Here is an 11,806-nt window from a genome sequence, read left to right as displayed (position 1 = left end):
GTCTTTTGATTTATTCATGTGATTTCATCACCCCTATCTCATATACGAAATAAATTGAGGCTTTTCCAAAAAAGATGCATATTTTGATAATTTCACATAATTCAATCGGATTTCACAAGATTTACCAAAGTTATACTAAAATTATGACAACATGGAATGTTATTCTATAAGTGCCTTAAAGATAAGGCAATGAATATAGAAATAAACCAATATTCATATCTCTCTCCTAAAAATAATAATAAACAAAAGAAACCATTCTAGACGCCAACACTAGAATGGTTTTCTTATTATCCTTCATATTCTGTTGTATATTCATTGTCTATCGCAAACGAATGATCCATTGGACCTGAGCCTTTGCCCAAATCAAGCATTGCTCCTAATGCCCCAGAAATATAGTCTTTTGCTCGTTTTACCGAAGTATCCAAATCATATCCCTTCGCAAGATTTGATGCTATTGCGCTCGACAAAGTACAGCCCGTACCATGTGTATTTGAATTATTGATACGTTTCCCTTTAAACCAAGCATATGAATTGTTTCTATACAATAAATCATTCGCATCATTGATTTGATGACCACCCTTAACTAAAGTAGCACGCCCAAAATTTTCACTGATTTTTTTAGCCACTTCAACCATACTAGCCTCATCCGTAATTTCCATTTCAGAAAGCACTTCTGCTTCCGGAATATTTGGAGTAATCAAAGTAGCTAAAGGCAACAATTCTTTTTTCAATGTTTCAATCGCATCCTCACTAATCAATCTAGCACCACTTGTCGCAACCATCACAGGATCAACGACAATATTTTCTGCCTTATATTCCTTTAGTTTCTTTGCGATCATTTCAATCAAACTAGAACTTGATACCATCCCAATCTTTACCGCATCCGGATAAGTATCCGTAAATACCGCATCTAGCTGTTCGCCCAAAAATTCAGGCGTTACATCCATAATACCCGTTACTCCCAATGTGTTTTGCGCTGTTAATGCCGTGATTGCACTTGTTGCGAACACATGGTTTTAATGTCTGCTTGAATGCTTGCTCCTCCACTCGAATCACTTCCCGCAATCGTTAATGCACTTTTCATTTAAATCTCTCCAATCTTTTATTTTAATCACTTTAAATCCAACTTTTCTCGCCACATCTATACAATAATCTGCATCCTCAAACACAACTATATCTTCTGGTCTTTGGTTTAAAACTTGTGCACAAGCCAAATAAAAATCCGGATCATCCTTTGACTTATTCACCTTTGAACAAGTTATAATATCTTCAAAATAATTCAACACACCCAGTCTATTCAACGCAATTTTTACAAGCTCTTCATCACAACTTGTACCAATCACATTCATCGAATCATAATGTGAAATAAACTCTTTAAACCCAGGCATAAGTTTCACTTCATACTCATAAAAATCTGATATAAAATTCAATATCTCAGAAATGATTCGTTCTTCTTGTTTATTGATTTTATAATGATTCTTCAAGTATATTGCACTCTGTTCTAAACTCATATCTGAAACAATTTCATCAAGATTTTTTTCGGGAGCCATCCCCAAACTTTGAACATATTGACTTGCCAAAGTATTCCATACTTCCATTGAATCCAGTATTGTTCCATCCACATCAAAAATAGAATAATTCATATTTTCTCCACCAAGAAAAAAACTGCAGAAACCCAATCTGCAGCTCACTATCAAAAAGATATATTCCCTACGTTGGCATTATCCAAATCAGGTTACAGGGTCTAGGACAAACCTACTCTCAGCCTAAAAGCTCCCCTTTTTTAACAGCCATATTATAAGTCTTTCGTCGCAACTAAATCAACACCCGTACCACAAATATCAGAAACAATTACATCTTCACGATGCACAGGTGCCTTCACAACCACACGGTTCAATTCCTTCATCACATCAAAAATCTTTTCCTTTGGAATATCCCCATTGGTTTTCACGCTCAATCTTTCAATCTCAGCACCCACAATTTTCACAGTACTTGTCACAACACGAGTTGGATGCGTACACTCTTTCTTTCCATAGATTGCACCTCTAGGACAACCATTTCCAGTTACTTTATAATCATTTTCTTCATCAACTTTTAAATGACAACCCTTGGGACATGTTATACAAATTAACTCTCTCATTACGTATCCTCCTCAATAGATACAACCAATTCTTTATCTGCCTTTTCAAGCAATATTTTAGGAATTGATACCTTCTCCATTTCACTTGGAACCACATGTTCCTTTTTAAATTTTGCAATGATTGTATCCCCATCCTTCACGACAATATTTACCTGTTGCGTTGGTCTTCTTACGCGGAAAGAAAGCTCAACACTCTTTTCTACATTATCCTTACGAACATATTGAGGAACTACATACGAAATATTATCCCCATTTATCGTCCTTACGACACGATTCTTAGATACTTCGCCATTTGAAACATATCGACCAGCACCCATTCCAGCCTTTTCACTTTCCAAACTTACAAAATCCACTAAATCATGCACATGCACAACATTACCTGATGCGAATACCCCTTCCATAGAAGTCTCCATATTTTCATAAACAATAGGGCCATGTGTTCTTGGATCCATTTCAATGCCTAATTCATTCGACAATTCATTTTCTGGAATCAATCCAACAGACAACAATACGCAGTCACAATCAAATTCCATTTCTGTTCCTTTGATTGGATTTCTGTTTTCATCCACCTTAGAAACAACAACCTTTTCCACTCTAGACTTACCCACAATATCCGTAATTGTATGACTTAAATACAATGGAATATCATAATCATGTAGACACTGAACAATATTACGATTCAAACCATTTGAGTACGGCATAACCTCAACAACAGCTAAAACTTTTGCGCCTTCCAAAGTCATTCTTCGCGCCATAATCAAACCAATATCACCACTACCCAAGATTACAACTCTTTTACCTGGCATATAACCTTCAATATTCACATATCGCTGAGCTGCACCAGCCGTAAACACACCAGAAGCTCTAGTTCCTGGAATCGCAATTGCACCACGTGTTCTTTCACGACAACCCATATTTAAAATAATAGATTTAGCCTGTATCATTAAATATCCATGAATACTACTTGAACAATACACCATTTTATCTGGCGTAATCTCAATTACCATTGTATCCAATAAGATATCAATATCTGTTTTATCAACTTCATCAATATACTTTCCTGCATATTCAGGACCTGTTAATTCCTCTTTAAAGTGGTGTAAGCCAAAACCATTATGAATACACTGATTTAAAATCCCACCAAGTTCCTTATCACGCTCAATAATCAAAACGGACTTGGCACCATTTTGTCTTGCGGCGATTGCACTGGCAAGACCAGCAGGGCCACCACCGATGACTACTACATCATACTTATTATTCATCGCCATTCTCCTTTGTTCTTCCACACAAAATATAAGAACCGTTCTTATCCAAAACAATATCTAACTGACTAACACCCAACTCATTAGCTAGAATTTCCTGAACTCTAGGTCCACAGAATCCTGACTGACATCTTCCCATGCCGGCATTACATCTACGTTTGATTCCATCTAAACTAACTGGTTTTGGACTTCGACGAATCGCATCAATGATTTCTCCCTCACTAATGGTTTCACAACGACAAATAATACGACCATACTCAGGATGTTTTTCAATATATTCTTTTCTTTGTTCATGTGACATTTCTTTAAAACGAACTACTTTTCTTGTAGAAACATAATCCTTTTTTAAATTTAAGAAATAGTCTTTTTCCTGCATCATTCTCACAATGTCTAATGCGATTGCGCTCGCACTACTTAAGCCTGGACTTGCCATTCCGGCAATCAAGAAGAAATTATGTACATCTTTATCTTCGCCAATAATAAAATCTTTTGTATCACTTCTTGCACGCAATCCCGCAAACGTACGAATATTTTCTTGAAGCTTCATATTCGGTACGGATTTAACCGCATTTTCACGAATTATTTTTAATCCTGCAGACGTTGTCGAATAATCATTTGCATCTGTATTGGTACTTGTAGGACCCACAATTAAGTTTCCATCTACTGTAGGAGCTACCAATACACCCTTACCAATCTTTGTAGGGCATTGGAAAATAACATGATGAACCATGTTTCCTTGTGACTTATCTAATAAATAATATTCTCCTTTGTTTGGCGTAATCTTATAATCTGGTTTCTTAATAAGTCCAGTTACATGATCACACATAACACCCGCACAATTTACAACCAATGGAGCTTTGTATGTATCATTCACAATAAAGATATCTCCATCTTTTTTTATACTCGTAACCTCTTCATTCAAACGTAGCTCTACACCATTTTGAATTGCCACTTCACTTAATGCGATCGCAAACTGCCAAGGATTGATAATACATGCACTTGGTGCATATAAAGCGCTTGTACAGTCTGGATTTAAATTGGGTTCCATAACAGATAGCTCAGGCTGTTTAATAATACGCTGATTTTCAACACCATTTTGTACACCACGCTTATATAACATTTCAATGGTCCTATCATCCTCTTCACTAAATCCAACAACCAAAGAACCAATATTCTTACATGGAACATCCAAATCTTTACATAAAGTAGGAATGATTTTATTACCCCAAATATTATATTTTGCCATTAAAGTATCTAGCTCTGGATCATACCCCGCATGAATAATAGCACTATTGGCCTTAGTTGTTTCGTCGGCCACATCATTATTTTTTTCTAGCCACAATACTTTTCCACTATATTTGCTTAACTCAAACGCTAATGAGCAACCACTAATACCTGCTCCAATGATTATACAATCGTACATAGTTCGCACCTCTTTCAAAGTTACGATACGCTTATTTTTATTTCATTTCAAATGTGTAAAAAAGTCCATTTTATTAATCAAAATATTGATTAATAACTGGACAACCAAATAAAATAGTGTAAGATAAAAATAGATATTGATTAATGATTTGATTAGTAATCGATTTATTAATCAAAATAAATCAAAAGAGGTTTATTATGGGAAAAAGAAATAAAGTAACTACACGCGATATTGCCCAAGCCACAAATGTATCGCAATCCACTGTATCTATGATTCTAAGTGAGAATAAGAATGTATCTTTCAAAGAAGAAACAGTAAATCTCGTCAAAAAGACAGCCAAACAAATGGGATATAAAAAGCCAGAAGTTAAAAAAAGGTATTCAAACGCAAAAAATACGATTGTCGTGATTTGTTCCAACTTATCCAATTCGTATTATTCTATGGTTGTTTCAAGTATCATTGAACAGGCTAGTAAGACAAAAACACAAATCTTTACTATTTCTACATTGCGAAAAGATGACCTTGAAAAGCACGCCCTTTCTAACTTAAAACTATTAAAACCATGTGGAATCATTCTTCTATATCCCCCAAAATTTGTTGATGAATGGAATGCACTTTCCAAACAAATACCGTGCATTATTATCGGGGATAAGCCAAAAAATCTTGATTGTGATTCCATTGAACTCAACAGTTTTAAATGTGGTAAATTATTAGGTAACCATTTAAAACAGCTAGGGCACAAAAAGATTGCGTATATATCAAGTCCATTAGATACAACGGAAATTGGGCGAAACGAAAGATATGAAGGCGTTAAAAGTGTCTTGTCAAATACACAAGTATTTTTTAACTCGTCTAAACAATTTGAATTATACCCCATCGAAAAAAGAGAATACGAAAATGGGTATCGCTTAACGAAACAAATCTTAAGTGATAAATACGATGCCTATATTGGAAATAATGACATGACAGCCTTAGGCATCTTAGCCTGTTTAAAAGATCACAACATTAAAACAAGTGTAGCCGGATTTGACAATATTCCGGAAGCTGATTTTCCTCAAATACAACTTACAAGTGTTGACCATGGTGCTTGTGAAAAAGGAAAAGAAGCTGTTGATATTCTTTTAGAACAAACAAAAAGCGAACGAAAACGTATCGTCCATATGGAATATGAACCACAGTTAATCATTCGCTTATCTACTTTTAATCGCAAGAAATCATCATCTCAATGATTTTATCATTTGTTTGAAGCATTCCTTGAGAACCAAGTGTTCCAATATTTTGAATTGTTTCATCTACACTATGAGCAACGATTCCATCACCTGCATAGAATTGTTGCTTATTTTTATACATATAATATCCCATGATACCGGCATCTATACTAGAAGCAATCTTAGCTGCACAACTAGCCTTAGCCCCATCACAAATCGTTCCCGAAAGAATGGCCAACGCATTGACAATTGTATGCTGAATTTCTTTATAAGTTCCATTATGTAAATAAGCAATACCAGCACCCGCAGCAGCTCCAGCACTAACAGCACCACAAAATGCCGATAAAGTACCAATACCTGTTTTAATGTAAATAGCTGTTAAGTTGGATAAAACCAAAGCACGATACAATTGTTCTTGCGTACAATCTAATTCTTTGGCATACACAACAACAGGCACACAACAAGTAATCCCCTGATTTCCACTTCCTGAATTGATCACAACTGGAAGTTCACACCCATTCATTCTTGCGTCGGATCCAGCCGCCGCATAAGCTTTGGCCTTTGTCTTTACACAATCTGAATCCATATTCAAGATCACATGACCAATGTTTGCACCATACGAATTATGAATCCCCTCATTTGCGATGGCCATGTTACAAGTGATTTGACGATCTAGTATTTCTTTTACATCATCAATATCCACAGTTTGTGAAAAATCCCAAATCTGTTTCATAATCAAAGCACTGTGATCGGCTTTAAGTTCTAAACTCGTCGTCTTATCTTCAAAAATAACTTGCCAGTTTTTTTCAATTTGTACAATATTCGTATGCGTATCTACAATACGAACACTGGCATGTTCTTGTTCATAATACACATGGATTTCTAAATCGAATACATGCCCTTGTTCAATGTGCTGTACGGTAATATTTGTATTTTGAACATATTCAGGCAATTCTTCAATTTGTTCACGCGTTGCACTAGAAAGCACTTCAAGTTTTGCGTCAGCATCCCCATATAGAGCTCCTGCAGCAGCTGCAACTTCAATCCCTTTTAAGCCATTTGTATGAGGTACAATAACACTCTTAACATTTTTTATAATACTGCCACTTGCCTTAACAACAATACGATCTGGTAAATGATCTAGCACTTGCGTTGCCTTAGCACACGCATAACTAATCGCAATAGGCTCTGTACAACCCATAGCCATCACTAATTCTTCTTTTAATATTTGTACATAAATCGAATATAATGAATCCTCTTTATTCATCTTCTTTCACCCATACACACGCCAATTTGTGATCTTCCATTTCTGTCATGCCAAAATAAATTGTATCCTTTTCTTTTACGCCAAAATTCTGATGTAAAGCCGTTAATACAGTTCCATACATCTTTCCATCTTGTATTCCTTCCAGACGAACCCAACATGCCTCTACATCTTTTCCTTCGTCTAGAAAATACACCATGATATCATCTGGATACTCTAAATGTCTTGATGGATCCAACTCTTTATATAAACGAAGTTCTTCTAATTCCTTAGAAACTTCTGTGGCCTTTTCAACCATATCAATCTTATCTTGAAACAATTCCACATTTACATTATCCAAGATTTGAATATCCATTTCCTGCACATCAAAACGAGGAATCTTGCACGATACACCAATCGGTACAATGCGATATTCAATATTGCGTTTCTTTGTTTCCAAAGCTACGATTTCAAAAATAAAACCCGCATTATGATCGATATAACCATACATTAATGCACCATATAGATTATCTAGCTTTAACCCCATCTTCTCTAAAAGCTTAACCATTTTCATGCCATGGATTTCCACCATTTTCTGGTCCATGTCACGAAAACTCATTTCATATACTTTCATCTACTCACCCTCATACACATCTTTTAATTCTTCAAAGTTATATTCCAACACCTTATTCAATTCAACGATATCTAAATCTTCATCTACTGGAAAATCCGAAAGACTCATCTCATTGGCTTCGACATATTCTTTAAACAATTCCATGGACTGATAATAATAATCCTGAAACTCTTTAAAACCATCCCATATCGCAAAGCCACGACCATTGATCACATTCGCATCTTCTTCTATATCATCCACTTTTTCAACTTGAATTTCAATCTCAAAAGGCTCTTCTAAATCATAAACCATCTTAAATGTATCTCCCTCTTTGAAATCAGGCTGGATCGATGAAGCACAAGGTAACTTATTAAATTGTTCATCCTCACAATTTGGGCATACAAAAGGGATACCATTCACTTCAATCACAAAGTCCGCATATTCTTCAGACAAATACGATGCTAATGTATAATAAGCTAAATCCGCTAAAGATAATGAGTTAGGTAAACTCATGTATCGATACATTAAATTATTAAACCCCAATACTTCTGTATATACTTTTATCATGATTGACTTACCTCTACTGAATAATTTCCAAAATGAATATTGGCTTTTCCATACTCTTTTACAAGTTCATAACGAATCTTTGCGAGCATATCAAAACCATCTAGACTTGTCTTACTTGGAACAACAACACGTAGATCAATGCCAGTTGTAGAAAAATTGATTACTTTTACTTCAATTGGAGTTTCACTTTCAATATCATATTCTCCCATTGTTTTTTCAACTAAACTCTTTAAAATATCTATCGCCAAATCAATATCCGTTCCATAGGAAACCTCAATTTCTAAATAGTTATTCTTTCGCGCATCCTGAAAAAATGCATTTTCAATCGTAGCCGAATTCAATGTTGAGTTTGGCACAATAATACGATTACTTTCATACGTACGAATGATCGTATGACGAAAACGAATGCTTTCAACATACCCAATCAATTCACCTTGATTGACTTTAATTAAATCGCCCTCGACAAATGGTTTAAATGTTAAAATCATTAAACCACTACATAAATTTCCAAAGGCATCTTTAGCAGCAACACCTAAAACTAGGGCAACCACTCCACTGGATGCAGCAAGATAGGACATAATAGGTTTTGTCTGCTCAAATTGTCCAAGAAAAATCATACTATTGATAAAAACCAAAACATATTTTATCAATCTGGCAAAACTTGCCTTATTTGTGACATCCCTTTTATATAATACTTTACGAATTCCTTTATAGATTCCAATAGAAACTATAACAGAAACAATAGTAACAATAACAATTGATTTCATCTAAATCATCTCCAATACAATTTTTTCTGTTCCTCTGTCGTTTGATCAATAAACTTCTTCTTTGTGTATAAAAACTCTTCTAAATCCATATAAATATGTAGAAGCATCGCCTTTGATTCAAATTCAATTCGACTTTCAGGAAGAGCCTCACTCTGTTTGTCTTTCAACATTTTATGAAGCGAACTAATTTGAGGCTGAGGATCATTTTTTTCATGAATAAACGGAATTAAATATTCAATATAATTTGCCAATTCATGCGCCTCTTTTGGCATTTCACGAATCTTTCGAATTTTATAATGCAGCATATGCAGAATATCGCACTGTAAAGCACGCATCTCAAAATATCGAATATAATAATCTGGCAAATTCGTAAACGTGTTATCCTGATATTCCATCGCAATATGGATATATTTTTCAGCTTGCTCTTTAATATCCTCTAATTCTTTCCAAATCGTTGTATTTCTTTCCTCACTTTGAATATAATGAACAATTTGATACATCAAGCTCTGAATCTTGTCCTCCATATAAATCATACAAGAATTCAAATACTCTTCTTCTCCACTATAATCATGAACCAAATTCAATAAGAATGCGATAATGGCACCAATTAAAATCAAATAAAACTCATTCATCATGAAGTGAAGACTAAAATCCAAATAACTCAAGTAATGCACCGCAATCATCGCATTTACACTTAAAGTATTCTGACATTTCATTTTCTCACTGTACCCAACTAAGCACGCAATCACAAGCCCAAAGGCTATCCAATGGCTTGGAATAAGTTCAAAGAAAATAAAACAGAATAGAATTGTCACAAAGAATGTGGAAATTCTTCTAAGAACAAGCTTCACCGTCCCCCACTTTGTCGTCAACAAAGACAATAGTGCAATCGTTCCAGCACTTGTTGGATTATCCAACTTAAAAAAGTAGGCTAATATAATTGCGATGGCACTTCCTACGCCTATTTTAAGTGATAGTATCAATACTCTTTTTGTTTCTCTTTTCATATGCCTACATTTTATGCGAAATCAAAAAAAAGGACAATAATAAATATCATTGTCACTTCTTTTTAAATACATCTTCACTACGAAATAGCATTATTCTTTATACTTTTATTAAAATCAATTTTAATAAAATTCATTTTAATTAAAAACTTTCACAATACACAATAATAAAGGCAACCTAACCGATTGCCATAATTGTCACTTCTTATCTAATACATCCTTTACTTTTTGTTTACCACTCTTCAATAAACGAGCCACTCCCTCTTCACTCATCTTTAAACGATTAGCGATATCCTTCTCTTTCAATTTTCCTAGACAATGCATGATTGTCACTGTCTTTTGATTTTCTGGCATCTCATTTAAACACTCATCCACATCCGATTGTCTATATTGAGGAAGTCCACGCAAAGCCGTAGTCACACCCATATTTTCTTTAGCCTGCATATACTCACGCAATTGTTTATTCAACAAAACCGTGATCCACTTCAAAAAATTCTTATCATCACTCAATTTATCCATATTCATAAATGCGTATGTATACGTTGCCTGTAAGATGTCATTGATTTCTTTTTCCTCTAAACCAATATAACGCTTATAAATTGTTTGTACCAAATGATTTCGAGTCAATGAAATAAGCTCTTTCTTCGCATCCGCATCCTTATTTCTTACACCCATTATTATCTTTTTATCTATATTCATAGTTAAATCCTTTATATATGTTATTTTTAGTATACAACACATCATTTGATAAATCAAAAAAGGCAATCCAACGATTGCCTAAGCTCCATAATATTCATCTAAAGTTAAGTTATTCTCATACAAATACGTTGCCAAATCTACACCCACATAACGCAAGTGCCAGCTTTCTGGAGCAATTTTTGTTTTGTCTTCCTTATCATCAGGATAACGCAAAATAAAGCCATATGTATGCATATTTTCTAACAACCAATTATAGTGCGAATTATATCGAACGGCATCTAAATCACTACAATCATTGTCCATACGAATATCAACTGCTAAACCAGACTGATGTTCACTAAACCCTGGTCTTGTCCAATAACGATCCGCATATTCTTCGCCGTAGCTTGCAGCTCCATTATTAAATAAATCTGTTTGGTATGCATAAGAACGATAAGCTGAACAAGCATTCAAAATAAATCCCTCGTTTGATGCCGCCTCGATCAACTTTTCAAATGCCTCTGCCGCTTCTTTTCGCATGCGCACATTCTCATTTTCACCACTCGAAGGTACCTGAACTAAATCACTTGGTTCATAATCTTCTGGTAATCCTGAATACTTATTCACAAGAATAAAGATTGAATCTAAATCCGAAACTGTTACTTTATTCTCATATGGATCACCACTTTGATCTATTTTTTTCACCTTTGGTAAATTTGTTTGTTTCTTCTTATTCTCTTTTTTTGTTTCTGTTGTCTTTTCTTGTTTAGGTTCACTTACCTGTTTATCACTAACTTTTTTTGCAATCATCGAAATCAACAACACAATAATCAAAAGTAATACAAAAATCACAAAAACCGCTGACTTTCTTACTCGTCTTCTTTTCTTCAAATCCAATCCC

12 protein-coding genes, 1 pseudogene and 1 riboswitch are annotated in these 11,806 nt (G+C 34.6%); of the genes and pseudogenes, 1 reads left to right on the top strand and 12 read right to left on the bottom strand.

Going from position 1 to position 11,806, the window contains the following annotated elements:
* Positions 1-287 precede the first annotated feature (287 nt).
* The 5 genes and pseudogenes from thiD to NE544_RS05245 all read right to left on the bottom strand — a co-directional run bounded on the left by thiD (position 288) and on the right by NE544_RS05245 (position 4,825).
* A pseudogene (gene thiD, locus NE544_RS05265) lies at positions 288-1,084 on the bottom strand (bifunctional hydroxymethylpyrimidine kinase/phosphomethylpyrimidine kinase).
* On the bottom strand, positions 1,053-1,643 hold the full coding sequence (locus NE544_RS05260) for an HAD family phosphatase (protein ID WP_118115778.1): 591 nt from the start codon (positions 1,641-1,643) through the stop codon (positions 1,053-1,055). Before NE544_RS05260 ends, thiD begins: the two are co-directional and overlap by 32 nt.
* 47 nt (positions 1,644-1,690) lie before the next feature.
* Positions 1,691-1,790: riboswitch (TPP riboswitch) on the bottom strand.
* Positions 1,791-1,795: 5 nt separating this feature from the next.
* Positions 1,796-2,140, bottom strand: a complete 345-nt coding sequence (locus NE544_RS05255) for a DUF1667 domain-containing protein (protein ID WP_117926768.1) — start codon at positions 2,138-2,140, stop codon at positions 1,796-1,798.
* On the bottom strand, positions 2,140-3,402 hold the full coding sequence (locus NE544_RS05250; RefSeq protein ID WP_256268598.1) for an NAD(P)/FAD-dependent oxidoreductase: 1,263 nt from the start codon (positions 3,400-3,402) through the stop codon (positions 2,140-2,142). Before NE544_RS05250 ends, NE544_RS05255 begins: the two co-directional genes overlap by 1 nt.
* Positions 3,395-4,825, bottom strand: a complete 1,431-nt coding sequence (locus NE544_RS05245; protein ID WP_256268597.1) for an NAD(P)/FAD-dependent oxidoreductase — start codon at positions 4,823-4,825, stop codon at positions 3,395-3,397. The genes NE544_RS05250 and NE544_RS05245 overlap by 8 nt, the downstream gene beginning before the upstream one ends.
* A gap of 197 nt (positions 4,826-5,022) precedes the next feature.
* On the opposite strand from NE544_RS05245, the gene NE544_RS05240 reads away from it, so the two are divergent.
* A complete protein-coding gene (locus NE544_RS05240; protein WP_154556480.1) occupies positions 5,023-6,054 on the top strand; it encodes a LacI family DNA-binding transcriptional regulator in 1,032 nt (343 codons plus the stop codon).
* Here NE544_RS05240 and NE544_RS05235 read toward each other — a convergent pair.
* The 7 genes from NE544_RS05235 to NE544_RS05205 form a co-directional block, all read right to left on the bottom strand.
* Complete coding sequence (locus NE544_RS05235; protein ID WP_256268596.1) at positions 6,026-7,300, bottom strand: serine dehydratase subunit alpha family protein; 1,275 nt, start codon at positions 7,298-7,300, stop codon at positions 6,026-6,028. The genes NE544_RS05240 and NE544_RS05235 overlap by 29 nt on opposite strands.
* Positions 7,293-7,910, bottom strand: a complete 618-nt coding sequence (locus tag NE544_RS05230) for a hypothetical protein (protein WP_117571771.1) — start codon at positions 7,908-7,910, stop codon at positions 7,293-7,295. Before NE544_RS05230 ends, NE544_RS05235 begins: the two co-directional genes overlap by 8 nt.
* On the bottom strand, positions 7,911-8,456 hold the full coding sequence (locus NE544_RS05225; RefSeq protein ID WP_118115768.1) for a hypothetical protein: 546 nt from the start codon (positions 8,454-8,456) through the stop codon (positions 7,911-7,913). It abuts the gene before it with no gap.
* Positions 8,453-9,223, bottom strand: a complete 771-nt coding sequence (locus NE544_RS05220; protein WP_256268595.1) for a mechanosensitive ion channel family protein — start codon at positions 9,221-9,223, stop codon at positions 8,453-8,455. Before NE544_RS05220 ends, NE544_RS05225 begins: the two co-directional genes overlap by 4 nt.
* A gap of 5 nt (positions 9,224-9,228) precedes the next feature.
* Complete coding sequence (locus NE544_RS05215) at positions 9,229-10,230, bottom strand: aromatic acid exporter family protein (protein WP_186998718.1); 1,002 nt, start codon at positions 10,228-10,230, stop codon at positions 9,229-9,231.
* Between the two features lie 195 nt (positions 10,231-10,425).
* Entirely contained in the window at positions 10,426-10,926 is a 501-nt protein-coding gene (locus tag NE544_RS05210; protein WP_256268594.1) for an RNA polymerase sigma factor, read from the bottom strand.
* A gap of 78 nt (positions 10,927-11,004) precedes the next feature.
* Entirely contained in the window at positions 11,005-11,796 is a 792-nt protein-coding gene (locus tag NE544_RS05205; RefSeq protein WP_256268593.1) for a D-alanyl-D-alanine carboxypeptidase family protein, read from the bottom strand.
* Positions 11,797-11,806 lie beyond the last annotated feature (10 nt).

Origin of the sequence: Holdemanella sp. MSK.7.32, from assembly GCF_024460475.1 — a bacterium.
Taxonomy (GTDB): Bacteria; Bacillota_I; Bacilli_A; order Erysipelotrichales; family Erysipelotrichaceae; genus Holdemanella.
This window is presented reverse-complemented; position numbering and strand designations above follow the sequence as displayed.

Coding starts and splice junctions, on each gene's coding strand:
- NE544_RS05260 (WP_118115778.1), bottom strand. CDS start 1,643: ATGAATTATTCTATTTTTGATGTGGATGGAACAATACTGGATTCAATG.
- NE544_RS05255 (WP_117926768.1), bottom strand. CDS start 2,140: ATGAGAGAGTTAATTTGTATAACATGTCCCAAGGGTTGTCATTTAAAA.
- NE544_RS05250 (WP_256268598.1), bottom strand. CDS start 3,402: ATGAATAATAAGTATGATGTAGTAGTCATCGGTGGTGGCCCTGCTGGT.
- NE544_RS05245 (WP_256268597.1), bottom strand. CDS start 4,825: ATGTACGATTGTATAATCATTGGAGCAGGTATTAGTGGTTGCTCATTA.
- NE544_RS05240 (WP_154556480.1), top strand. CDS start 5,023: ATGGGAAAAAGAAATAAAGTAACTACACGCGATATTGCCCAAGCCACA.
- NE544_RS05235 (WP_256268596.1), bottom strand. CDS start 7,300: ATGAATAAAGAGGATTCATTATATTCGATTTATGTACAAATATTAAAA.
- NE544_RS05230 (WP_117571771.1), bottom strand. CDS start 7,910: ATGAAAGTATATGAAATGAGTTTTCGTGACATGGACCAGAAAATGGTG.
- NE544_RS05225 (WP_118115768.1), bottom strand. CDS start 8,456: ATGATAAAAGTATATACAGAAGTATTGGGGTTTAATAATTTAATGTAT.
- NE544_RS05220 (WP_256268595.1), bottom strand. CDS start 9,223: ATGAAATCAATTGTTATTGTTACTATTGTTTCTGTTATAGTTTCTATT.
- NE544_RS05215 (WP_186998718.1), bottom strand. CDS start 10,230: ATGAAAAGAGAAACAAAAAGAGTATTGATACTATCACTTAAAATAGGC.
- NE544_RS05210 (WP_256268594.1), bottom strand. CDS start 10,926: ATGAATATAGATAAAAAGATAATAATGGGTGTAAGAAATAAGGATGCG.